Origin of the sequence: Pseudomonas sp. LP_7_YM (assembly GCF_004364435.1) — a bacterium.
Taxonomy (GTDB): Bacteria; Pseudomonadota; Gammaproteobacteria; order Pseudomonadales; family Pseudomonadaceae; genus Aquipseudomonas.
Window position 1 is genome coordinate 161,805 of sequence record NZ_SOCT01000006.1, and the last position, 24,290, is coordinate 186,094.

At 58.5% G+C, this 24,290-nt stretch carries 19 protein-coding genes and 1 pseudogene; 11 read left to right on the forward strand and 9 right to left on the reverse strand.

The window, feature by feature from the left end; translation table 11 throughout:
• The first annotated feature begins 259 nt into the window (after nucleotides 1-259).
• The 6 genes from tig to EC915_RS16295 all read left to right on the forward strand — a co-directional run bounded on the left by tig (nucleotide 260) and on the right by EC915_RS16295 (nucleotide 8,808).
• Entirely contained in the window at nucleotides 260-1,570 is a 1,311-nt protein-coding gene (tig, locus tag EC915_RS16270) for a trigger factor (RefSeq protein WP_133751553.1), read from the forward strand.
• Between the two features lie 90 nt (nucleotides 1,571-1,660).
• Complete coding sequence (clpP, locus tag EC915_RS16275; protein WP_133751554.1) at nucleotides 1,661-2,302, forward strand: ATP-dependent Clp endopeptidase proteolytic subunit ClpP; 642 nt, start codon at nucleotides 1,661-1,663, stop codon at nucleotides 2,300-2,302.
• Nucleotides 2,303-2,417: 115 nt separating this feature from the next.
• Complete coding sequence (gene clpX, locus EC915_RS16280) at nucleotides 2,418-3,701, forward strand: ATP-dependent Clp protease ATP-binding subunit ClpX (protein WP_133751555.1); 1,284 nt, start codon at nucleotides 2,418-2,420, stop codon at nucleotides 3,699-3,701.
• 179 nt (nucleotides 3,702-3,880) lie between these two features.
• Nucleotides 3,881-6,277, forward strand: a complete 2,397-nt coding sequence (gene lon / locus EC915_RS16285; protein WP_133751556.1) for an endopeptidase La — start codon at nucleotides 3,881-3,883, stop codon at nucleotides 6,275-6,277.
• 144 nt (nucleotides 6,278-6,421) lie between these two features.
• Nucleotides 6,422-6,694, forward strand: a complete 273-nt coding sequence (locus EC915_RS16290) for an HU family DNA-binding protein (RefSeq protein ID WP_002552737.1) — start codon at nucleotides 6,422-6,424, stop codon at nucleotides 6,692-6,694.
• 239 nt (nucleotides 6,695-6,933) lie between these two features.
• Nucleotides 6,934-8,808 (forward strand): SurA N-terminal domain-containing protein, encoded by a 1,875-nt coding sequence (locus EC915_RS16295; RefSeq protein WP_133751557.1) that lies wholly within the window; start codon nucleotides 6,934-6,936, stop codon nucleotides 8,806-8,808.
• 383 nt (nucleotides 8,809-9,191) lie between these two features.
• Here the strand turns inward: EC915_RS16295 and fabI are convergent, their stop codons facing one another.
• The 8 genes from fabI to gloB all read right to left on the reverse strand — a co-directional run bounded on the left by fabI (nucleotide 9,192) and on the right by gloB (nucleotide 20,168).
• A complete protein-coding gene (gene fabI / locus EC915_RS16300) occupies nucleotides 9,192-9,986 on the reverse strand; it encodes an enoyl-ACP reductase FabI (protein ID WP_133751558.1) in 795 nt (264 codons plus the stop codon).
• Between the two features lie 18 nt (nucleotides 9,987-10,004).
• Nucleotides 10,005-11,615 (reverse strand): ABC transporter ATP-binding protein, encoded by a 1,611-nt coding sequence (locus EC915_RS16305; protein ID WP_133751559.1) that lies wholly within the window; start codon nucleotides 11,613-11,615, stop codon nucleotides 10,005-10,007.
• Nucleotide 11,616: 1 nt separating this feature from the next.
• On the reverse strand, nucleotides 11,617-12,636 hold the full coding sequence (locus tag EC915_RS16310; protein WP_133751560.1) for an ABC transporter permease: 1,020 nt from the start codon (nucleotides 12,634-12,636) through the stop codon (nucleotides 11,617-11,619).
• A 1-nt stretch (nucleotide 12,637) separates the two neighbouring features.
• Complete coding sequence (locus EC915_RS16315; RefSeq protein WP_133751561.1) at nucleotides 12,638-13,711, reverse strand: microcin C ABC transporter permease YejB; 1,074 nt, start codon at nucleotides 13,709-13,711, stop codon at nucleotides 12,638-12,640.
• 1 nt (nucleotide 13,712) lies between these two features.
• Nucleotides 13,713-15,608 (reverse strand): extracellular solute-binding protein, encoded by a 1,896-nt coding sequence (locus EC915_RS16320; protein WP_133751562.1) that lies wholly within the window; start codon nucleotides 15,606-15,608, stop codon nucleotides 13,713-13,715.
• The gene (locus EC915_RS16325; RefSeq protein WP_372237909.1) at nucleotides 15,605-17,416 is read right to left on the reverse strand and encodes an extracellular solute-binding protein; all 1,812 of its coding nucleotides are present in this window, start codon (nucleotides 17,414-17,416) and stop codon (nucleotides 15,605-15,607) included. Before EC915_RS16325 ends, EC915_RS16320 begins: the two co-directional genes overlap by 4 nt.
• A gap of 256 nt (nucleotides 17,417-17,672) precedes the next feature.
• Nucleotides 17,673-19,289, reverse strand: a complete 1,617-nt coding sequence (locus tag EC915_RS16330) for a LysM peptidoglycan-binding domain-containing protein (protein WP_133751564.1) — start codon at nucleotides 19,287-19,289, stop codon at nucleotides 17,673-17,675.
• A 99-nt stretch (nucleotides 19,290-19,388) separates the two neighbouring features.
• Nucleotides 19,389-20,168, reverse strand: a complete 780-nt coding sequence (gene gloB / locus EC915_RS16335) for a hydroxyacylglutathione hydrolase (protein ID WP_133751565.1) — start codon at nucleotides 20,166-20,168, stop codon at nucleotides 19,389-19,391.
• Between the two features lie 97 nt (nucleotides 20,169-20,265).
• Between gloB and EC915_RS16340 the strand changes: the two genes are divergently transcribed.
• From EC915_RS16340 to EC915_RS16355, 4 genes are all read left to right on the forward strand, one after another.
• Nucleotides 20,266-21,021: a class I SAM-dependent methyltransferase gene (locus EC915_RS16340; RefSeq protein ID WP_133751566.1), complete on the forward strand. Its 756-nt coding sequence runs from the start codon at nucleotides 20,266-20,268 to the stop codon at nucleotides 21,019-21,021.
• Between the two features lie 46 nt (nucleotides 21,022-21,067).
• Complete coding sequence (gene rnhA / locus EC915_RS16345) at nucleotides 21,068-21,520, forward strand: ribonuclease HI (RefSeq protein WP_133751567.1); 453 nt, start codon at nucleotides 21,068-21,070, stop codon at nucleotides 21,518-21,520.
• A gap of 210 nt (nucleotides 21,521-21,730) precedes the next feature.
• On the forward strand, nucleotides 21,731-22,486 hold the full coding sequence (gene dnaQ, locus EC915_RS16350; protein WP_372237908.1) for a DNA polymerase III subunit epsilon: 756 nt from the start codon (nucleotides 21,731-21,733) through the stop codon (nucleotides 22,484-22,486).
• Nucleotides 22,487-22,533: 47 nt separating this feature from the next.
• Nucleotides 22,534-23,157: a GNAT family N-acetyltransferase gene (locus EC915_RS16355; RefSeq protein ID WP_133751568.1), complete on the forward strand. Its 624-nt coding sequence runs from the start codon at nucleotides 22,534-22,536 to the stop codon at nucleotides 23,155-23,157.
• Between the two features lie 8 nt (nucleotides 23,158-23,165).
• Here the strand turns inward: EC915_RS16355 and EC915_RS25305 are convergent.
• Nucleotides 23,166-23,375: pseudogene (locus tag EC915_RS25305) on the reverse strand (hypothetical protein); the annotation flags it as partial.
• 315 nt (nucleotides 23,376-23,690) lie between these two features.
• On the opposite strand from EC915_RS25305, the gene EC915_RS16365 reads away from it, so the two are divergent.
• On the forward strand, nucleotides 23,691-24,251 hold the full coding sequence (locus tag EC915_RS16365) for an NADPH-dependent FMN reductase (RefSeq protein ID WP_133751569.1): 561 nt from the start codon (nucleotides 23,691-23,693) through the stop codon (nucleotides 24,249-24,251).
• Nucleotides 24,252-24,290: the final 39 nt, after the last annotated feature.

Here is a 24,290-nt window from a genome sequence, read left to right on the forward strand (position 1 = left end):
TCATGGTGATCTTTTCCGGGGTGCTTCCAGGGGCGGGATTGATGTTCGGTTGTACCTCGCTTCCTTATATAGGTGCGCGCAAGGTGCGTCCCAGACCGCTCGCGCTGGTCTGACTGTTCTTCCTCGCGGCACTGGTTGCACTCCACTGTACTTACCCTGCTTCGGCAGGGTGACTTCTTGAGTTTGACCCACTAGAATGCTTGCCCTTGATTCTGGGGTCGGAAACGGCCGGCTAACGTCTGTGCAACGAGGAATATCCATGCAAGTTTCTGTTGAAAACACTTCCGCTCTCGAGCGCCGCATGACCATCGGCGTGCCAGCTGAGCGCATCGAGACTGAAGTCAACAAGCGTCTGCAGCAGACCGCACGTAAAGCCAAGATCCCGGGCTTCCGCCCTGGCAAAGTGCCTATGAGCGTGATCCGCCAGCGTTATGAAGACGGTGCCCGTCAGGAAGCACTGGGCGATCTGATCCAGGCGACCTTCTACGAAGCTGTCGTAGAGCAAAAGCTGAACCCGGCTGGCGCACCTTCCGTCGAGCCAAAAACCTTCGAAAAAGGCAAGGACCTGGAGTACATCGCTACTTTCGAGGTGTTCCCTGAATTCTCCGTCGCAGGTTTCGAATCCGTTTCCGTTGAGCGTCTTTCCGCTGACGTTGCTGATTCCGACCTGGACAACATGCTGGAAATCCTGCGCAAGCAGAACGTCCGTTTCGAAGTGGCCGACCGTGCCGCTGCCAACGAAGATCAGTTGAACATCGACTTCGTGGGCAAGATCGACGGTGAAGCATTCGCTGGCGGTTCGGCGACCGGCACTCAGCTGGTGCTGGGTTCGGGCCGTATGATCCCTGGTTTCGAAGACGGTCTGGTTGGCGCCAAGGCCGGTGAAGAGCGCGTTCTGAATCTGACTTTCCCCGAGGACTATCAGAATCTGGAACTGGCTGGCAAAATCGCCGAGTTCACCGTCACCGTCAACACCGTATCGGCACCGACCCTGCCAGAGCTGAACGAAGCTTTCTTCAACCAGTTCGGCATCAAGGAAACCGGTATCGAAGGCTTCCGCACCGAAGTTCGCAAGAACATGCAGCGCGAACTGCGTCAGGCCATCAAGTCCAAGCTCAAGAATCAGGTAATGGACGGTCTGCTGGCCGCCAACCCGATCGAAGTGCCCAAGGCTCTGCTGGAAAACGAAGTGAACCGTCTGCGCGTTCAGGCAGTTCAACAGTTCGGCGGCAACATCAAGCCTGATCAACTGCCAGCCGAGCTGTTCGAAGAGCAGGCCAAGCGCCGCGTCGAGCTGGGCCTGATCGTTGCTGAAGTGGTCAAGCAGTTCGACCTCAAGCCTGACGACGCCCGCGTTCGTGAAATGATCCAGGAAATGGCGTCCGCTTATCAGGAGCCGGAGCAGGTTGTTGCCTGGTACTACAAGAACGAACAGCAGATGAACGAAGTGCGTTCGGTTGTGCTTGAAGAACAAGTTGTGGATACTGTTTTGCAGAAAGCGAGCGTGACCGATAAAGCGGTCTCGTACGAAGAGGCAGTCAAGCCGGTAGAAGCTCCACAAGCCGACTGATTCCTTCTCTCGTTCGAAAACACCATGAGCCAGCCTTCGCGCTGGCTTATGCGTATTCAAGACATGACTATTTGGGAGTGAATGCGAGACATGTCCCGCAATTCTTATATTCAGCAGAACTCTGACATCCAGGCCGCTGGCGGTCTGGTCCCGATGGTTATCGAGCAGTCCGCCCGTGGCGAACGCGCCTATGACATCTATTCCCGCCTGCTCAAGGAACGCGTCATATTCCTGGTCGGGCCGGTTGAAGACTACATGGCCAACCTCATCTCGGCGCAGTTGCTCTTCCTTGAAGCGGAAAACCCGGACAAGGACATCCATCTCTACATCAACTCTCCAGGCGGTTCGGTGACGGCTGGCATGGCGATTTACGACACCATGCAGTTCATCAAACCCGACGTGTCGACCACTGTAATGGGTCAGGCTTGCAGCATGGGCGCGTTCCTGCTGGCAGGCGGTGCCAAGGGCAAGCGTTTCGCCCTGCCGAATTCCCGCGTGATGATTCACCAGCCACTGGGCGGTTTCCAGGGGCAGGCGTCGGACATCGATATTCACGCCAAGGAAATCCTGTACATTCGCCAGCGTCTGAACGAGCTGCTGGCTCACCATACCGGTCAGTCGCTGGAGGCTATCGAACGCGATACCAACCGCGACAACTTCATGAGCGCCGAGCGCGCTGCTGAATACGGTCTGGTAGACGCGGTGCTCGACAAACGTCAAATGATCAAATGATTGCTAGATAGGCAGTAATCCCGGGTGGTCGCGATCTGCGCGCCACCTGCGGACTTGAAAAAGCCCGCAATTGCCTTCATCTTGTGTTGCAAGCCTACCGGATTGGATCGATCGAATGACTGACACCCGCAACGGCGAGGACAACGGCAAACTGCTTTATTGCTCCTTCTGCGGCAAAAGCCAGCATGAAGTGCGCAAGTTGATTGCCGGCCCCTCGGTATTTATCTGTGACGAGTGCGTCGACCTGTGCAATGACATCATCCGCGAGGAGGTGCAGGAAGCACAGGCAGAAAGCAGCGCGCATAAATTGCCATCGCCAAAAGAAATCAGCGGCATCCTTGACCAGTACGTCATTGGTCAGGAGCGTGCCAAGAAGGTTCTCGCAGTAGCGGTGTACAACCACTACAAGCGTCTGAACCAGCGTGACAAGAAAAATGACGACGTTGAACTGGGTAAGAGCAACATCCTGCTGATCGGCCCGACGGGCTCCGGCAAGACCCTGCTGGCTGAAACGCTGGCACGTTTGCTCAACGTACCATTCACCATCGCCGACGCCACTACCCTGACCGAAGCTGGTTATGTGGGTGAGGATGTGGAAAACATCATCCAGAAGCTGTTGCAGAAATGCGATTACGATGTCGAGAAGGCCCAGATGGGCATTGTCTACATTGACGAAATCGACAAGATTTCGCGCAAATCCGACAACCCTTCCATTACTCGTGACGTTTCCGGCGAGGGCGTGCAGCAAGCCTTGCTGAAGCTGATCGAGGGGACTGTAGCGTCGGTTCCGCCGCAGGGTGGTCGTAAACACCCGCAGCAGGAATTCCTGCAAGTGGATACGCGCAACATCCTGTTCATCTGTGGCGGTGCGTTCTCCGGGCTCGAAAAGGTCATCCAGAATCGCTCTACCAAAGGTGGCATCGGCTTCAACGCCGAAGTTCGCAGCAAGGAAGAGGGCAAGAAGGTTGGCGAGTCCCTGCGTGAAGTCGAACCTGACGATCTGGTCAAGTTCGGTCTGATCCCCGAGTTCGTAGGCCGTCTGCCGGTCCTGGCGACCCTTGACGAGCTCGACGAAGCTGCGCTGATGCAGATTCTCACCGAGCCGAAGAATGCGCTGACCAAGCAGTACGCCAAGCTGTTCGAAATGGAAGGTGTGGATCTGGAGTTCCGCGCTGACGCACTCAAGTCGGTTGCCCGTCGTGCGTTGGAGCGCAAGACCGGTGCCCGTGGTCTGCGGTCCATTCTCGAAGGCGTCCTGCTCGACACCATGTATGAAATCCCGTCGCAATCGGACGTGAGCAAAGTGGTGATCGACGAGAGCGTGATCGAAGGAACCTCCAAGCCGCTGTTGATCTACGAAAACAGCGAGCCACCTGCCAAGGCGGCTCCCGACGCGTAAGCCTGAGGGCTTCGTACCGGGCGACTGGAAAACGAAAGGGGCCCTCGGGCCCTTTTTGCATTTATCCCTCTTTCGTATTAACACCAACCTATGCTTGTTTTTTTGGGTGCCTACCCCCATCTTGGTTTTCAGCTTACTTTATCTGTCCATGGCCTGAAGGCCGCTGTAGAGGCGAAATCATGAAGACGACCATTGAATTGCCTCTTTTGCCATTGCGCGATGTTGTGGTGTATCCGCATATGGTTATCCCACTGTTTGTGGGTCGCGAGAAGTCCATCGAAGCCCTTGAAGCTGCGATGACCGGTGACAAGCAGATCCTGCTTCTGGCGCAAAGAAATCCCGCAGACGATGATCCTGGTGAAGACGCTCTTTATAGCGTAGGTACGGTTGCAACCGTATTGCAGTTGCTCAAGTTGCCGGACGGTACTGTCAAGGTGCTGGTCGAGGGCGAGCAGCGCGGTTCCGTCGAACGTTTCATCGAGGTGGATGGCCATTACCGCGCCGAAGTGGCGTTGATCGATGAGGTCGATGCTCCCGATCGCGAGTCCGAGGTGTTCGTACGTAGCCTGCTGGCGCAGTTCGAGCAATACGTGCAGCTGGGCAAGAAAGTCCCGGCTGAAGTCCTGTCCTCGCTTAACAGCATCGACGAGCCGGGCCGCCTAGTCGACACCATGGCTGCGCATATGGCGCTGAAGATCGAGCAGAAACAGGAAATTCTCGAGATCATCGATCTGGGTGCTCGCGTTGAGCACGTGCTGGCTTTGCTGGATGCCGAAATCGATTTGCTGCAGGTCGAGAAGCGTATTCGCGGCCGCGTCAAAAAGCAGATGGAGCGCAGCCAGCGCGAGTACTACCTGAATGAGCAAATGAAGGCCATTCAGAAAGAGCTCGGCGACGGTGACGAAGGCCACAATGAAATCGAGGAGCTGAAAAAGCGCATCGATGCTGCTGGCCTGCCAAAAGATGCCATGACCAAGGCCACTGCCGAGTTGAACAAGCTCAAGCAGATGTCGCCGATGTCTGCTGAAGCTACCGTGGTGCGTTCCTACATCGACTGGCTGGTTCAGGTGCCGTGGAAGGCTCAGAGCAAGGTTCGGCTGGATCTGGCACGTGCCGAGGATATCCTTGACGCTGATCACTACGGCCTTGAGGAAGTCAAGGAGCGGATTCTTGAATACCTCGCTGTGCAAAAACGCGTGAAGAAGATTCGTGGTCCGGTACTGTGTCTGGTCGGACCTCCTGGCGTGGGTAAAACCTCGCTGGCCGAGTCCATCGCTAATGCTACCAATCGCAAGTTCGTACGCATGGCCTTGGGCGGTGTGCGCGATGAAGCTGAAATTCGTGGCCACCGCCGCACCTACATCGGCTCAATGCCGGGTCGGCTGATCCAGAAAATGACCAAGGTTGGCGTGCGTAACCCGCTGTTCCTGCTCGACGAAATCGACAAGATGGGCAGCGACATGCGCGGCGACCCGGCATCGGCGTTGCTGGAAGTGCTCGATCCCGAGCAGAACCACAATTTCAATGACCATTACCTTGAGGTCGATTACGACCTCTCGGACGTCATGTTCCTCTGCACCGCTAACTCGATGAACATCCCTGCGGCCCTTCTGGACCGTATGGAAGTCATTCGTCTGCCGGGTTACACCGAAGACGAGAAGATCAACATCGCCACCAAGTATCTCTCGCCCAAGCAAATTGCTGCCAATGGCCTGAAAAAAGGCGAAATCGAGTTCGAGCAAGAGGCCATACGCGACATCATCCGGTACTACACGCGCGAAGCGGGTGTACGGAGCCTGGAGCGTCAGATCGCCAAAGTGTGCCGCAAGGCAGTCAAGGAGCACGCGGCCGAGAAACGTTTTTCCATGGTGGTTACTGCCGCGATGCTGGAAAATTATCTCGGCGTGCGCAAATTCCGCTACGGCCTTGCCGAGCAGCAGGATCAGATCGGTCAGGTGACCGGTCTTGCGTGGACGCAGGTCGGTGGTGAATTGCTGACCATCGAAGCGGCCGTAGTGCCGGGCAAGGGGCAGCTGATCAAGACCGGTTCGTTGGGTGATGTGATGGTCGAATCGATCACTGCCGCCCTCACCGTGGTTCGTAGCCGCGCCAAGAGCCTGGGCATCCCTCTGGACTTCCACGAGAAGCGCGACACGCACATCCATATGCCGGAAGGGGCGACGCCAAAAGACGGCCCCAGCGCGGGCGTAGGCATGTGCACGGCGCTGGTTTCGGCGCTGACCCAGATTCCGGTGCGCGCGGACGTCGCAATGACGGGTGAAATCACCCTTCGTGGCCAGGTGCTGGCAATCGGCGGCTTGAAGGAAAAATTGCTGGCCGCACACCGTGGTGGTATTAAAACGGTGATCATTCCTGAAGAGAACGTACGTGACTTGAAGGAAATCCCTGACAACATCAAGCAGGATCTGCAGATCAAACCTGTTAAATGGATTGACGAAGTCCTGCAAATTGCGCTGCAATACGCGCCGGAGCCCTTGCCGGATGTGGCTCCCGAGATGGTTGCAAAGGATGAAAAACGCGAGTCTGACTCCAAGGAAAGAATTAGCACGCATTAGTCTGGGGGGCCTTCCTTGACAGCTTTTTAGAGCCCTTGTTATAAAGCGGCTCTTTCCAGTGTCAGAAGGCCATTCAGCGTTTGTTTGGCTTTACCAAAAACTTAGAAAATATACTCAATATAGATAGATATAAGGGGACTTAGAGTGAACAAGTCGGAACTGATTGATGCTATCGCCGCATCCGCTGACATCCCGAAAGCTGCTGCTGGCCGTGCGCTGGACGCAGTAATCGAATCCGTCACTGGCGCTCTGAAGGCCGGCGACTCCGTTGTACTGGTGGGCTTCGGCACCTTCTCCGTGACCGATCGTCCTGCTCGTATCGGCCGCAACCCTCAGACCGGTAAAACACTGGAGATCGCAGCTGCAAAAAAACCAGGCTTCAAAGCCGGTAAAGCGCTGAAAGAAGCAGTCAACTAAGTTTCTTATTTATGTTTACTCGCCTGGGACAGCGTTGCCTCTGCCCAGGTGTAAAGCGGCAAGTGCGGTTGGGCAAGCGCTGGCCTGTCACCTGGGGGGACGCACGTCCGAACCCTGTCCGCTTTGAACGTTACGAGAAGGCGCATCCTCGGATGCGCCTTTCTTCTATCCGGATTTCATCCACGCTCCGCTCCGTGTGTCGCAGCTTTGTGAGTTGAGTACAACCCTCTGGGGGACGCATGCTGCAGAATATCAGGGACAATTCACAAGGCTGGATTGCCAAAACCATCATCGGCGTTGTCATGGCGCTGATGGCCCTGACCGGCTTCGATGCCATTTTCAGGGCCACCAGCCACAGCCAGGATGCTGCCAAGGTCAACGGTGACGAGATCACTCAGACAGAACTGGGCCAGGCCGTTGAAGCGCAACGCCGTCAGCTTGCGCAGCAATTGGGCAAGGATTTCGATCCGTCGATGCTTGATGAAAAGATGCTGCGCGATTCTGCTCTCAAAGGTCTGATCGGTCGCAAACTGCTGCTGCAAGGTGCGGCGGACGCCAAATTCGGCTTCTCCGAAGCAGCGCTTGATCAGCAAATCCTCCTGACGCCTGAGTTTCAAGTGGACGGCAAATTCAATGCCGACCGTTTCGACCAGGTTGTTCGCCAGCTCGGCTACAGCCGTCTTCAGTTCCGTCAGATCCTTGGTCAGGAAATGCTGATCGGCCAGATCCGTGCGGGCATTGGCGGCAGTGCGTTTGTCACCGACGCGCAGGTCGATGCGTTCGCTCGTCTGGAAAAACAGACCCGCGATTTCGCAACGTTGACCCTGCCGGCCGATCCGTCCAACGTGAAAGTGACCGACGACGAAATCAAGGCGCACTATGATCAGCACGGCAAGGAATTCCTTAGTCCTGAGCAGGTTGTGCTGGATTACATCGAACTGAAGAAATCCTCGTTCTTCGACAAAGTGTCGGTCAAGGATGAAGACCTGCAGGCTGCCTATCAGAAAGAGATTGCCAACCTGGCCGAGCAGCGTCGGGCTGCGCACATCCTGATCGAAATCAACGACAAGACCACCGATGCCCAGGCCAAGGCGAAGATCGAAGAGATCCAGCAGCGTGTGGCTAAAGGCGAAGACTTCGCAGCCCTGGCCAAGGAACTGTCGCAGGACCCGGGTTCCGCGAGCAAGGGCGGGGATCTGGGCTACGCCGGCAAGGGCGTTTACGACCCGGCCTTCGAAGACGCGCTGTATGCGTTGAACAAGGATCAGGTATCGGCTCCGGTTCGCAGCCAGTTTGGCTGGCACCTGATCAAGCTACTGGGCGTTGAAGCCCCGTCGGTTCCGACCCTTGCCAGCCTGAAAGGCAAGCTCACCCACGAGCTGAAGTCGCAGCAGGTAGAGCAGATGTACGTCGATGCCGGCAAAAAGCTGCAAGATGCAGCGTACGAAGCTTCGGACCTGGTTCAACCTGCGCAGGATCTGGGCCTGAAGGTGCAGACTGCCGCCCCATTCGGTCGTGAAGGCGGCGAAGGCATCGCGGCCAACCGTGCCGTGATCCAGGCTGCGTTCAGCCCGGAAGTGATGGAAGAGGGCTCCAACAGTTCGGCACTGGAGCTCGATCCTGAGACGGTGGTGGTCGTGCACGTGAAGGAACATCGTCAGCCCGAGCAATTGCCTCTGGAAGCCGTTTCCGATGCCATTCGAGCGCAACTGGTCAAGGAACGCGCCAGTGATGCCGTGAAAGTCAAGGGGGAGGCTCTGTTGGCCGGCTTGCGCGATGGCAAGGTGCCTTACGCTGCCACCAAGCAAGACGGGCAGAACTGGAAGCTGGTGGAAGCGGCGGCCCGAGGTCAGGAGGGTGTCGATCCTCAGGTTCTGCAGGCGCTGTTCCGTATGCCTAAACCTGAAGGCAAGGACAAGCCGGCTTACTCCAGCCTCACTGCAGCTGACGGCAGCTTTGTGATTGTGCGTCTCAATGGCGTGAATCAGGCCGCGCCGGCCACGGATGCGGAGAAGACTCAGTATCGTCGTTTCCTGGCATCGCGTGAGGGGCGTCAGGACTTTGAGTCGTATCAGGCGCAGCTGCAAGCGAAGGCGAAGATCGAGAAGTATTGATCCTGGCTAAATGCTGAAAACGAAAAGCCCCGGCTCGTGAGAGTCGGGGCTTTTTGGTTTTTAGGTCTGGCACTGGCAGCGGGTGGTCAGAGCTTCTGGCGTGCGGACCGCGCTCGGGGGAAGGCGCAGTGGCAGGCAACCTGGCTGTCAATAGCCTACCGGGTTCGCGGCCGTCGTAACTCCGGCTTGTCCCACAAGGTCGCGCTGCGCACCGCTGTTCTGCCTATGCACATCCTGATCGTTCGCATGCTCTGCGTGGGAACTCGCATGTACATCCAAAACCCAGCGCAAAAAAACGGCAGGTCATTCAGCACCTGGCTGCCTGACCCACCGCATTCGCCAGCAAGCCGGCTGCTACAGATAGTGCACGGAGGTTTAAGGAATCAATCTTCCAGATCACCCATTGCCGTGGTGTTGAAGCCACCGTCGACATACATGATCTCACCGCTCACGCCCGAAGCCAGATCGGAGCACAGGAAGGCCCCGGCATTGCCGACTTCGTCGATGGTCACGTTGCGACGCAATGGAGTCTGAGCTTCGTTAGCGGCCAGCATCTTGCGGAAGTTCTTGATGCCGGAAGCGGCCAGGGTGCGGATGGGGCCTGCCGACACGGCGTTGACGCGGGTGCCTTCCGGGCCCAGGCTGCCAGCCAGGTAACGTACGCCGGCTTCCAGGCTGGCCTTGGCCATGCCCATCACGTTGTAGTTGGGCATGGTGCGTTCAGCACCCAGGTACGACAGGGTCAGCAGGCTGCCGTTGCGGCCTTTCATCATCTCGCGACCGGCCTTGGCCAGAGCCACGAAGCTGTAGGCGCTGATGTCGTGAGCGATGCGGAAACCTTCACGGGTGGTGGCCTGGGTGAAGTCGCCGTCCAACTGGTCGCCAGGCGCGAAGCCCACGGAGTGTACGATGCAGTCCAGGCCATTCCACTTCTGGCTCAGCTGTTCGAAGACCTTGGCGATTTCTTCGTCGCTGGCGACGTCGCAAGGGAAGCACAGATCAGCGCTCGAACCCCAGCCGGCAGCGAATTCTTCGACGCGACCTTTAAGTTTTTCGTTCTGGTAGGTGAAGGCAAGCTCCGCGCCCTCGCGGTGCATGGCGGCAGCGATACCGGATGCGATGGACAATTTACTGGCGACACCGACGATCAGGACGCGCTTACCGGCGAGAAAACCCATGGTTTGTTCCTCTTCAGGTTAATCGACAGCGGCTGGTGCCAGAAAAGCGGCCTCCAGCAGCTGCTGTGTATAAGGATGTTGCGGCGCGGCAAAGATGTCTTCTGCCACACCCTGTTCGACCACTTGGCCTTGCTTGACCACCATCAGTTGGTGGCTAAGCGCTTTGACTACCGCCAGGTCATGGCTGATAAACAAATACGTGAGGTTGTACTTGATTTGCAGGGAGCGCAAAAGCTCCACCACTTGACGCTGAACGGTCCGGTCGAGTGCCGAAGTGGGCTCGTCCAGTAAAATCAGCGCCGGTTTTAACACTAATGCCCGTGCGATGGCGATCCTTTGCCGCTGTCCGCCGGAAAATTCATGGGGATAGCGGTGCCGGGTCTCCGGGTCCAGGCCTACCTCCTTGAGCGCTTCGATCACTGCAGCTTCCTGTTCTACGGTTGTTCCGATCTTATGGATGCGTAAACCTTCGCCAACGATATCGCACACCGACATACGCGGGCTCAGGCTGCCGAAGGGATCCTGAAACACCACCTGCATCTGACGCCTTAAAGGCCGCACCTGATCCTCCTTCAGCGCCGCCAGCGAATGGCCCTGAAAGCGTATCTCGCCTTCGCTGCGAATCAACCTGAGAATCGCCAGGCCCAACGTCGATTTGCCCGATCCGCTTTCGCCGACAATCCCCAGCGTCTGTCCCTTGGGCAAACTGAAGTGGATGCCGTCCACAGCCTTGACGTAATCGACGGTACGCTTGAACACGCCTTTCTTGATCGGAAACCAGACTCGCAGGTCTTCGACTTCCAGCATTGGCGCGCCCGGAGCATTGCTCGCCGGACCGCCTTTTGGCTCGGCACTGAGCAGTTCGATGGTGTACGAATGCTGCGGCGCACGGAACAGTTCTTCGCACGATGCCTGTTCGACGATGCATCCGCGCTGCATGACACATACTCGGTTGGCAATTTGTCGAACCACGTTCAAGTCGTGACTGATCAACAGCAATGCCATACCCAAACGGGCCTGCAAATCCTTGAGCAGTTCGAGGATTTTCAGCTGCACCGTGACGTCCAGCGCGGTGGTTGGCTCGTCGGCGATCAGCAGTTCCGGCTCGTTGGCCAGGGCCATGGCGATCATCACCCGCTGGCGCTGGCCACCCGAGAGTTCGTGGGGCAGGGCTTTAAGGCGCTTGAGCGGCTCAGGGATGCCCACCAGCTCCAGCAGCTCCAGGGTGCGCCGCGTGGCGGCCTTGCCGGTCAGGCCCTTGTGCAGGCCAAGCACCTCGTTGATCTGCTTTTCGATCGATTGCAGCGGGTTCAGCGAGGTCATCGGCTCCTGGAAGATCATCGCGATGCGGTTGCCCCGAATGGCGCGCATGCGCTTTTCACTTACGGTCAGCAGTTCGCTGCCTGCGTACTCGATGGTGCCGGTGGGATGCCGGGCCAGGGGGTAGGGCAGCAGGCGCAGGATCGAATGGGCGGTGACTGACTTGCCCGATCCGCTTTCGCCGACCAGTGCCAGGGTTTCGCCCTTGCGGATGTCGAAGCTGATGCCTTCCACCACCCGTTGGACGTTCTGCCCGTTGACGAACTCGACCGACAGGTTGCGGATTTCGATCAGATTGTCCTGATTCATCTCATTTCCTCGGGTCGAATGCGTCACGGGCGGATTCGCCGATGAACACCAGCAGGCTCAGCATGAGCGCCAGCACGGCGAAGGCACTGATGCCCAGCCATGGCGCCTGCAAGTTGGATTTGCCTTGGGCGACCAACTCGCCCAGCGACGGCGAACCTGCGGGCAGCCCGAAGCCCAGGAAGTCCAGCGCGGTCAGAGTGCCGATCGCGCCGGTGAGGATGAACGGCATGAAGGTCATGGTCGAAACCATCGCGTTGGGCAGAATATGACGAAACATGATCGCGCCGTTCTGCATCCCCAGCGCCCTTGCGGCCCGCACGTATTCCAGGTTGCGTCCGCGCAGGAACTCGGCGCGCACGACATCCACCAGGCTCATCCATGAAAACAACAACATGATCCCTAGCAGCCACCAGAAGTTGGGCTGCACGAAGCTGGCGAGAATGATCAACAGGTACAGCACCGGCAGACCGGACCAGATCTCCAGAAAGCGTTGCCCGACCAGATCCACCCAGCCGCCATAGAAGCCCTGCAACGCGCCGGCGATCACGCCAATGACCGAACTCAGCACGGTCAGGGTCAGGGCGAACAGCACCGAGACACGGAAGCCGTAGATCACACGGGCCAGCACATCCCGTCCCTGATCGTCGGTGCCGAACAGGTTGACTCGGGAGGGCGGCGCCGGAGCCGGGACTTTCAGGTCATAGTTGATGCTCTGGTAGCTGAACGGTATCGGCGCCCACAGGGTCCAGCCGTCTTTGGCCGCGAGCAATTCCTTGATGTAAGGGCTCTTGTAGTTGGCCTCCAGCGGGAACTCGCCGCCGAAGGTGGTTTCCGGGTAGCGCTTGAACACCGGGAAATACCACTCACCGTCATAGCGCACGGCGAGCGGCTTGTCGTTGGCGATCAGTTCGGCACCCAGGCTTGCGCCGAACAGGATCAAAAACAGCCACAGCGACCACCAGCCACGCTTGTTGGCCTTGAAGCGTTCGAAACGGCGTCGATTGAGAGGGGACAACGTCATATCAATGATCCCTGCGGTCGAAGTCGATACGTGGGTCAACCAGCGTGTAGGTGAGGTCGCCGATCAGTTTCACCACCAACCCCAGCAGGGTGAAGATGAACAGCGTGCCGAACACGACCGGGTAGTCACGGTTGATCGCGGCTTCAAAACTCATCAGGCCCAGGCCGTCGAGGGAAAAGATCACTTCGACCAGCAGTGAGCCGGTGAAGAAAATGCTAATGAATGCCGACGGGAAGCCGGCGATCACCAGCAACATCGCGTTGCGGAACACATGACCGTAGAGCACGCGGTGCTGGGTCAGGCCCTTGGCCTTGGCGGTGACGACGTACTGTTTGCCAATTTCATCGAGGAAGCTGTTTTTGGTCAGCAGGGTCATGGTGGCAAAGTTGCCAATCACCAGCGCGGTGATCGGCAGGACCAGATGCCAGAAGTAGTCGCCCACCTTGCCCAGCCAGCTCAGTTCGTCGAAGTTGCCAGAGGTCAGGCCGCGCAGCGGAAACCAGTCGAAATAACTGCCGCCGGCGAAGACCACGATCAACAGAATGGCGAACAGAAACGCGGGAATGGCATAGCCGACGATGATCGCCGAGCTGGTCCAGATGTCGAACTGGCTGCCATGTCGCGTGGCCTTGGCGATCCCCAGCGGGATCGACACCAGGTACATGATCAGCGTGCTCCACAATCCCAGCGAGATCGACACCGGCATTTTTTCGACGATCAGGTCGATGACCCTGGCATCGCGAAAGAAGCTGTCACCGAAGTCCAGTCGGGCATAGTTCTTGATCATGATCCACAAGCGTTCCGGCGCCGACTTGTCGAAACCGTACATGTGCTCGATTTCCTTGATCAGTGCCGGGTCCAGACCCTGCGCGCCACGGTAGTTCGAGCCGGCCACCGATACTTCGGCGCCGCCACCGGCAATACGGCTGGTGGCGCCTTCAAAGCCTTCGAGCTTGGCGATCATCTGTTCCACCGGGCCGCCTGGAGCGGCCTGGATGATCACGAAGTTAATCAGCAGAATGCCGAACAGGGTCGGCACGATCAGTAGCAAGCGTCGCAGAATGTACGCCAGCATGTTATTGCTCCGTGCCTTGGGTAGGTGCTGCTTCAGGCGTGGCGGCGTCCGGGGCAGGTTCTACCGCAATCGCCGGCGTCGCATCGGGCTTGACCCACCAGGTCATTTCGCCGATGTCGTACAGCGGTGATTTCTGTGGATGGCCTAGATGGTCCCAATAGGCCATGCGCCAGGTCTTGATGTGCCAGTTGGGGATGACGTAGTAGCCCCATAGCAGGGCGCGGTCCAGTGCGCGGGTGTGGTCGATCAGGCTTTGGCGCGAGTCGGCGTTGATCAGGCCGCTGACCAGAGTGTCAATGGCTGGATCCTTGAGCCCGATCACGTTGTAGCTACCCGGCTTGTCGGCGGCGGAGGAATCCCAGTATTCACGCTGTTCATTGCCCGGCGAGCTGGACTGCGGGAAGCTGCCAACGATCATGTCGTAGTCCCGCGAGCGGCGGCGGGTGATGTACTGCGAAACGTCGACCCGGCGGATTTCCAGGTTGATGCCGAGGTCGGCAAGGTTACGTTTGAATGGCAACAACACGCGCTCGAATTCGGTCTGGGCCAGCAGAAACTCGATGTTGACCGGCTTGCCTTCGGTGTCGACCATTTTGTCACCGACGATTTTCCAGCCCGCGTCCTTGAGCAGGGCAAAAGCCTTGCGCTGCTGTTCGCGAATGATCCCGCTGGCGTCGGTGACCGGCAGTTTGAATGCCTCGCTGAATACCGCATCGGGCAACTTGCCGCGCAGCGGTTCGAGGATTTTCAGCTCCGCTTCTGATGGCAGGCCCCGCGCGCCCATGTCCGAGTTATCGAAGTAGCTCTTGGTTCGGGTGTACATACCGAAGAACAGCTGCTTGTTGGTCCACTCGAAGTCCAGCAGTAAAGTCAGGGCTTGGCGTACGCGCACGTCCTGGAACATCGGCTTGCGCAAGTTGAAGACGAAACCTTGCATGCCTTGCGGATTACCATTGGGGATTTCTTCCTTGATCAGGCGGCCTTCACGCACTGCGGGAACGTCATAAGCGGTGGCCCAGCTCTTCGCAGCCATCTCTTGCCAGACGTCGAAGGCGCCGGCTTTCAGGGCTTCCAGTGCGACGGTGTTGTCCCGGTAATAGTCCGTAGACAGCTTGTCGAAGTTGTAGAAACCCCTGTTGACCGGCAGGTCCTTGCCCCAGTAGTCCTTGACCCGCTCGTAGCGCACCGAACGCCCGGCGTTGACTTCGGCGACCTTGTACGGTCCGCTGCCCAGTGGAATTTCCAGATTGCTCTTGTTGAAATCCCGGGTGGCCCACCAGTGTTTTGGCAGCACCGGTAACTGGCCGATGATCAGTGGCAGCTCACGGTTATTGGTGTGCTTGAACTTGAACACCACGGTCAATGGATCTTGCGCGACGGCTTGGTCGATGTCGGCATAATAGCTGCGGTACAGCGGCGAGCCGTCCTTGATCAGCGTTTCGAAACTGAATACCACGTCTTCGGCGCGTACCGGATGGCCGTCGTTGAACCGGGCTTGCGGGCGCAGGTAAAAGCGCACCCAGCTGTTATCCGGGGCTCTTTCGATCTTGCTGGCGATCAGGCCGTATTCGGTGAACGGCTCGTCGAGCCCTTGACGCATCAGCGTGTCGTAGATCAGACCAATGTCGTCTGCAGGCACGCCCTTGCTGATGAACGGATTGAGGCTGTCGAAGCTGCCAAACCCGGCGCTACGCAGAATCCCGCCTTTGGGGGCATCGGGATTCACGTAGTCGAAATGCTTGAAGTCGGCCGGGTACTTGGGTGCCTCGTTATACAGCGTTAGCGCATGTTGCGGGGCGGCCTGGGTTGAGCAGGTCATCCCCAACAGAAGCGGGGCCAGCAGGAACGGGCTCAGAAACAGGCCGCCAGCCCGCGTCAGGGAGCGCAGGGCAGTCATGGGGTTTTCTCCAGAGGCTTGAGCCACCACGCACGCAGGCCCAGGGTATAGGGCGGGTTGGTGACGAAGGCGAAACGGTTGCGGTACGCCAGACGGTGAGTGTTGAGGTACCAGTTGGGAATCATGTAGTGCTGCCAGAGCAGGACCCGGTCCAGTGCTTTGGTGGCCGCGACCTGATCCTCTCGGTTTTTCGCCGCCAGCAGTTGGTTGAGGAGGTTATCCACCACCGGATTGGCGACGCCCGCGTAATTTTTGCTGCCCTTGATGTTGGCCTGGCTGGAATGAAAGTACTGCCATTGCTCCAGGCCCGGGCTAAGTGTCTGGTTCAAGGTCATCAGAATCATGTCGAAGTCGAACTGGTCCAGCCGTTGTTTGTATTGGGCGCGATCGATGGTGCGCAGGCGAGCATCGATGCCAATTCGCCTGAGGTCTTCGATGTACGGCTGCAGAACTCGTTCGAGGCTCGGGTTGACCAGAAGTATTTCGAAACGCAACGGTTGTCCGGCGCTGTTGATCAGGCCGCGGTCGGTGAACGTCCAGCCCGCCTCGGCGAGCAGGCCGAGTGCCCTGCGGAGGGTGTCGCGCGGTACGCCGCCGCCATCGGTTTTCGACGCGACAAACGGCTGCGTGAACAGTTGCGCGGGCAGTTGATCACGATAAGGCGACAGATAGAGAAACTCGCGACCGGCAGGCAAGTCCGTTGCAGAGAACTCGCTGTTGGGGTAGTAGCTGACCGAGCGTTGGTAGGCGTTGTTGAACAGCGTGCGGTTGGTCCACTCGAAGTTGAACATCAGGCCCAGCGCTTCGCGCACCTTGATGTCGGCGAAGGTGCTGCGCCGGGAATTGATGAACAGGCCCTGGGTCTGGGTCGGGATCTGGTGTGGGATCTGCGCCTTGATCACCTGGCCGCGGCTCACCGCAGGGTAGTCATAGCCGGTTAACCAATTCTTGGCCTGATGCTCAATGTAAATATCGAACTCACCGGCCTTGAAGGCTTCGAAGGCGACGTCGGCATCGCGGTAGAACTCGACTTCCACGCGGTTGAAGTTGTATTTGCCGCGGTTCACCGGCAGATCCTTGCCCCAATAATCCCTGACCCGCTCGAACACCAGACTGCGGCCCGGACGTACCTGGCTGATGCGGTAAGGCCCGCTGCCCAGTGGTGGCTCGAAGGTGGTGGCTTTGAAGTCGCGGCTCTTCCAGTAATGCTGCGGCAGCACCGGCAGTTCGCCGAGGCGCAAGATCAGTAATGGATTGCCGGATCGCTTGAACACGAAACGAATGCGATGGCGATTGAGAATGTCCACCCGCTGCACTTCCTGCAGGGCAGTGCGGTATTGCGGGTGGCCGTCCTTGAGCAGCGTCCGATAGGAAAACGCAACGTCATAGGCTGTGATCGGCTTGCCGTCGTGAAAGCGCGCTCCCGGGCGCAGATTGAACACCACCCAGCTGCGGTCTTCGCTGTATTCGACGGTTCTGGCGATCAGGCCGTAGCTGGACGTGGGCTCGTCGCCGGAAGGATCGTACTGCCCGGTGCCCACCATCAGCGGTTCGTTCAGCTCACTCACGCCGTACTGGCCGAAATTGGCGGTCGAGATCGGGCTGCTGCCCTTGAAGGTGTACGGGTTGAGGGTGTCGAAGGTGCCGTTCGCCATGATTCGCAAGGTGCCAGCCTTCGGCGCCTCGGGATTGACCCAGTCGAAATAGGTGAAGCTGGCCGGGTATTTGAGGACACCGAACTGTGCGTACCCATGGCTTTCACTGATGGTCGCGGCGGCTGTCGTGCTCAAGACCAGGCTGAAAATCATCAGCGAGAGGCGTATCAAATGGGGATTCGATCCTGGCAGCGGTCGGTCACAGTAACAGCTTGTCCGGGCTGGAAAAAGGGTAGGGGGAGTCGTGTGTGCAGGCTAATGAATGCCAAACGCTGCGGGAGCGAATTCATTCGCGAAAGCTGCTGCAGGCGGCGTGGCGCCGCATCGCGAATGAATTCGCTCCCTCAGTTATCGACGTCCGACAGGGCAATGGCCGCTGGACTCGACGCCCTCCAAAGCATCCTCACGCTCAATGCGGCACATAGACCGTCAACGTCTGCCCTGGCTTCAATGCTTGGCCGCTGCGCGGATTCCAGCGCTTGAGGTGCTGCATTTCGACGTTGAACCGTTTGGCAACCAGGTACATGGAGTCACCTTTCTGGATCTTGTACTGCATTGGCTTTTTGTCGGCGTCGCCGCTGCGGGTGCCAGGGTCAGCCTTGGCGACGGCACGGGCGCTGGTTTTCGCAGCAGGCTTGCTGTTGTCCTGCATGACCAGGGTCTGACCGACTTTCAGGTTGTAGCCGGACAGCTTGTTCCAGTGCTGCAGGTCTTTGACGTCCACCTTGTTGATGCGCGCGATCTGACCCAGGTTTTCACCTTTCTTCACTTTATAAGTGCGGGTGCGCGCCGGTTTCACATCCACTTCGGCCACTTCTTCAAACACCGGCATGGCCATTCTCATGCCCGGCTGGACCGGGATGGTCAACGCCTGACCGCGCTTGAGCTGATTACCCGACAGTCTGTTCAGGTCTTTTAGCGTACCGGTTGAAACCTTGTAGCGACTGGCGATGCTGGCCAGGCTGTCGCCCGGGCGCACGCGGTATTGCTGCCAGTCCACCAGCTCTTCGGGCTTCATGTTCGAAAGGCTGGCGGTCAGCAATTGCGATTTGGAAGTGGGTACCAGCAGATGCTGCGGGCCGTCGATGGTCAGGCGCTTCTTGAAGGCGGGGTTGAGCTGCATGAGCTCGTCTTCATCGATATTGGCCATTTGTGCGACCTTGGACAGGTCCATGCGCTGGTTTAGCTCGACGACCTGGAAGTACGGCTTGTTGTCGATCGGGTTCAGATTGACGCCATAGGCTTGCGGAGACAGGACCACTTGCGACAGGGCCAGCAATTTTGGCACGTAGTCGCGGGTTTCCTGCGGCAATGGCAGGTTCCAGTAGTCGGTCGGCAGGTTGAGCTTTTCGTTGCGTTCGATGGCGCGGCTGACCGTCCCTTCGCCAGCGTTATAAGCCGCCAGGGCGAGCAGCCAGTCGCCGTTGAACATGTCATGCAGCTTGGTCAGGTAATCCAGCGCGGCGGTGGTGGACGCCGTGATGTCACGGCGGCCATCGTAGAAATTGGTCTGACGCAGGTTGAAGTAGCGCCCGGTGGACGGGATGAACTGCCAGATGCCCGCAGCATCGCTGCGGGAAAGGGCCATCGGGTTGTAGGCGCTTTCGATCACTGGCAGCAGGGCCAGCTCCAGCGGCATGTTGCGTTCTTCCAGACGCTCGACGATGTAGTGCATGTAGAGGCTGCCGCGTTCACCTGCGGTTTCGAGAAACGACGGGTTGTTGGCGTACCACAGGCGCTGTTGGTCGATACGTGGGTTGAGGTCGTTGCCGTCCTGCAACTGGAAGCCTTGGCGCATGCGTTCCCATACATCATGGGGTGGCGCCAGCGGGGCCGGTTTGCGAGCGACGAACACCGGCTTGGGTTTGGCCACCGCCGGGGTGTGAGAGGCGTTGCTCGAGTTCCCGGATTCCAGGCCGCCGGTGGTCTGGCAACCTGCCAACGTAGCGCTCGCAACCACTGCTATTGCCTGGGCCAACCGAGTCAATGCGTCGGAATTAAAGGTTCTGCGTATAGATGACGACATTGGCTGGGGGATAGTTCCAGTCGAAAATGTCGGGCGATTCTAGAAAGCGTCTTAACAACGGTCAACCTTTCAGAATTTTTGTGCCGATCCGCTACCCGATTAGAACTTATCTTTCCATGCGCGCAGGGCGGCAAAAACCGCTGCAGGCGAGGCATTGTCCGTACCTGTCCGTTCGTCCACTTTTTGTTTGACCGACGGTTGCGAGGCCCTGAGGAACGGATTTGTCTTGCGTTCCAGCGCCAGGCTCGACGGCAGACTGATGCGGTTTTCCTTGCGCCAGCGGGTGACTTGATCGAAGCGGCCGGTCACGTCCGGGTTGTCCGGCTCCACGGCCACCGCAAAGCGCAGGTTGCTCAGGGTGTATTCATGGGCGCAGTAGACCAGCGTGCTGTCGGGCAGGGCCGCCAGCCGGTTCAGCGATTGATGCATCTGCCCGGGAGTGCCTTCGAACAGACGGCCACAGCCTGCCGCAAACAAGGTATCGCCGGAGAATAGCAAGGGCGTCTGCGCATCCGCGTGGTAGAACGCGATGTGCCCCAACGTGTGGCCCGGAACCGAATGGACGGCGAACGTCAGGCCGAGTACGGTGAGTTGGTCATCGTCTTCCAGCGCGACGTCCCGGGCCGGGATGTTCTCGTGGGCCGGACCGTAAACCTTGGCACCGGTGGCGTTTTTGAGCGCCACAACGCCACCGGTGTGATCAGCGTGATGGTGGGTGATCAGAATGTCACTCAGACGCCACTGCGGATGATTGTCCAGCCAGGCCAGCACCGGTGCGGCGTCACCCGGGTCGACCACGGCACACCGTTTGCTGGCATTGTCTTGCAACAACCAGATGTAGTTGTCGGTGAAAGCGGGCAGGGCATCGATCTGTATCATGGCGCGATTCACTTGGCTGGAAACAAAGCGCAATCTTAGAGTCTGAACAGGCTCCGCGCGAGTACCTCTCGCGCTGGGCATCTCATGGAGACCGGAAATGACCGATGAAGCGTTTGCCCAGGCCGATCCCCAGTGGCTTGAGCTGATCGGCGCTGCCCGTGAGTGGTTTTCGGGGCCGGTGGGGCAGTTGCTGCTGGAAGAAGAACGCAAAGTGCTGGAGGAAGAGCTCGAACGGTTCTTCGGTGGCTATCTGGTGCATTACGGTCCTTCGGCGCAGCCCCCGCCCGAGGCCAGGCAAGTGCAGCGTAATGTAAGGCTGGGCGCGCCACTGCCGGGGGTCGAGATCGTTTGCGAAGAGCAAGCCTGGCCGCTGAGCGAGCACGCCGCCGATGTGGTGGTCATGCAGCATGGTCTGGACTTCTGTCTGTCGCCTCACGGCCTGCTGCGCGAGGCAGCCAGCAGCGTGCGCCCGGGTGGTCATCTGGTGATCATCGGCATCAACCCCTGGAGCACCTGGGGTATTCGCCATCTCTTCGCCAACGATGCGCTGCGCCGGGCGCGCTGCATCTCACCCTCGCGGGTCGGTGACTGGCTCAACCTGCTGGGCTTTGCGCTGGAGAAACGTCGATTCGGGTGCTATCGTCCGCCGCTTGCTTCCCCTGCCTGGCAGCACCGGTTGTCGGGCCTTGAGCGTCTGGGCGGTTGGCAAAGCCCGGGTAGCGGCTTCTATTTATTGGTTGCGCGCAAACTGGTGGTGGGGCTGCGCCCGGTGCGTATGCCGCGACGCGAACCGATTGGCAAATTGCTGCCGCTGCCGATGGCCAAGGTCAATCGGCGCACCCCCGAGCCTTGATGGCCGGCTGTGGGTCAAGCCTTCTCTAAATTCTGGAAAAGTCGTAATGAGCGATACCGTAGAACTCTTCTCCGATGGTGCCTGCAAAGGCAACCCCGGCCCGGGCGGCTGGGGCGCGCTGCTGGTATGCAAAGGCGTGGAAAAGGAACTTTGGGGCGGTCAAGCCAACACCACCAACAACCGTATGGAGCTGCTGGGAGCGATTCGCGGCCTGGAAGAGCTGAAACGATCCTGCGACGTGATCCTGGTGACCGACTCGCAATACGTGATGAAGGGCATCACCGAGTGGATGGTCAACTGGAAGAAACGCGGCTGGAAAACAGCGGCGAAAGAACCGGTCAAGAACGCCGACCTGTGGCGCCAGCTGGACGAACAGGTCAACCGTCACAACGTTACCTGGAAATGGGTGCGTGGGCACATCGGTCACCATGGCAACGAACGCGCCGACCAGTTGGCCAATCGCGGGGTGGATGAGGTGCGAGGAATCAAACACGGGTAATGGCGGCGATCCTGAACGTCGGTCCACAAACCTGGCGCTAGCGCATTCATGGGCGATGCGCCTGTTTCAGGCGACACCTGGGCCGCGAACGCACCGACTTCTTGCGAATGAATGTGCTTCCAGAGGGGGATCGTCGTCATGCGCGGGTTCGTACACACATCCCGAAAACAGCCATGTTAATATCCGCGCCTGAAAACGAGGCGCCAGGCAATGACTGCAAAAAACATCATCACTGAACGAAGAGTCGTACTCGACACCGAAACCACCGGTATGCCCGTCACCGACAGCCATCGGGTGATCGAGATCGGTTGTGTCGAGTTGATCGGTCGGCGGCTGACCGGACGGCACTTCCACGTCTATCTGCAGCCCGATCGCGACAGTGACGAGGGCGCGATCGGCGTTCACGGCATCACCGATCAGTTCCTGATCGGCAAGCCACGTTTCGCCGAAGTCGCCGATGAGTTCTTTGAATTCATCAAGGGTGCACAGCTGATCATCCACAACGCGCCGTTCGACGTTGGCTTTCTCAACAACGAATTCGCCCTGATCGGTCAGCACGACCGCGCCGACCTCACCACCTATTGCTCGGTACTCGACACCCTGGCCATGGCCCGTGAACGTCATCCGGGGCAGCGCAACAGCCTTGACGCGCTGTGTAAACGCTACGACGTCGACAACTCGGGGCGCGAACTGCACGGCGCTTTACTCGACTCCGAGATCCTGGCAGACGTTTACCTGGCGATGACCGGTGGGCAGACCACGCTGTCGCTTGCCGGTAACAACGACGGCGAAGGCGGTGCGGATCGTCCGACCGAGGTGCGTCGCGTTGCCAATCGCACCCCAGGCCGGATCATCGTTGCCAGCGAAGCCGAAGTGGCCGCCCACGAGGCGCGTCTGGCGGTGATCGCCAAGTCTGCCGGGGCTCCGGCACTGTGGACACAATTGCTTGAAGCGCAGGCCCGGTAAATATTGCTACAGGGACGTCTCTCTTTCGGCGTTGCAGGAGGCTTCAGGTGACCATGTCGGATCCGGCGCTGAGTGTCCGTGTTGCGGACCAGTATTTCGAAGATTACATCCTCAACAGCGAGTTCACCTTCACGGTCACTGGCTATGCTCGGGTGCAGATCGGCCAGCCGGTGGCACAATGGCGCATCGATCCGGTCGAGCCTTATCTAAAGAATTACGGCATTGATTCGCAAGAGTTCTGCAATTACCGGGACTCGACTGCGGGCACGGTGCTGGTAGCCTGGCTCGATGAGGAGCCGGTTGCACATATTGTGGTCAGTCGACACTGGAATGGCTTCGCTCACATTGATGAGCTGGCAGTGGACACTGCGGCCAGGCGCTGCGGAATCGCGCGAAAGTTGCTGGACGTAGCGCAGTTCTGGAGCCGCAAGCAAAATCTGCCCGGCATCATGCTGGAAACCCAGAACAACAACCTGGCAGCGTGCAGGTTGTACGAAAGTTACGGGTTCGTGGTCGGCGGGGTCGATTACCTGCGCTATCGCGCCATCGACCCGGCCACCGACGAAGCAGCGGTATTCTGGTACCTGATGTTCGACGATCCTGTCAGCGATCAGGCGTCAGACACATCAGTATTGGGGCTGCTCTCGGGGGATTGGACGAGGGGTGCTTGACCGCCTTGCGGTTCGCGCTTGAGTTTGGTGCCCGACTGGAGCAGCTCGAAATCATCGCCGCCCAAGTGGTTCATGCGGTCACCAATAGCCAGGCGATAGGTGGAGACTTGCGTCGGACTGTGAGTCGCTTCGGGTTGTGATTCACGAAATTCATGCACTTGATAGACACGACCTTCCGCATCCCTGGCCTGAAATTGCCCAACTAGAACTGAAGCCATTTGCTTTGTAACCTCTGGAAATAACTGCTCGTTTTCGCTCGCATCGTACCACTGCGCGCCTTGAATCCGTGTCCACTCGTAAGGCTAATCTGCAGGGCACGCCTGTACCTTCCTCACACAAGCCTCTCAGACCCTTGATTTCAGGGGTAGTTTTCGCAGAGCGAAAAAATAGTATCGACCAACGGTAGGGCATGCATGTGAACCTGCGTGATGAATATCGACCATTTCGATCAATCCCAACAAAAAAACCCCGCGGACCAAACGGTGGCTTTCATCTATAACTGTCTCTTCCTCCATTAGCAAAAGGTCATCTCCATGAGCCAGTTTTCGATTGCAGTGATTGTCGGCAGCTTGAGAAAGGCGTCCCTTAACCGCAAGGTAGCCCGCGCGCTCGCTGAACTCGCTCCCTCCAGCCTGAAGCTGACGATTGTCGAAATTGGTGATCTGCCCCTTTATAACGAAGATATCGACCTCGACTCGCCGCCTGCCGCTTACAACGCATTTCGTCAGTCCCTGCAGGGCGCGGATGGTTTCCTGTTCGTCACGCCTGAATACAACCGTTCGGTGCCCGGCGTGCTGAAAAACGCTATCGACGTAGGCTCGCGGCCTTATGGCAAGAGCGCGTGGGGCAAAGCCAAGCCAGCGGCAGTGGTCAGTGTTTCGCCCGGTGCCATTGGCGGTTTTGGCGCCAACCAGCACTTGCGCCAGAGCTTCGTGTTTCTCGATGTGCTGTGCATGCAGCAGCCCGAGGCGTATCTGGGCAACGCCGGCACCTTCTTTGATGAGCAAGGCCGGCTGAGCGAAAAGACCCGGCCATTTCTGCAAAGCATCATCGACGCGTTCGGCCAACATGTGGCGCGTACCTCGAAGGCGTGACGACCCGTTTCAGCAAAGCCTGAGAGCCCTCCAGGGCTT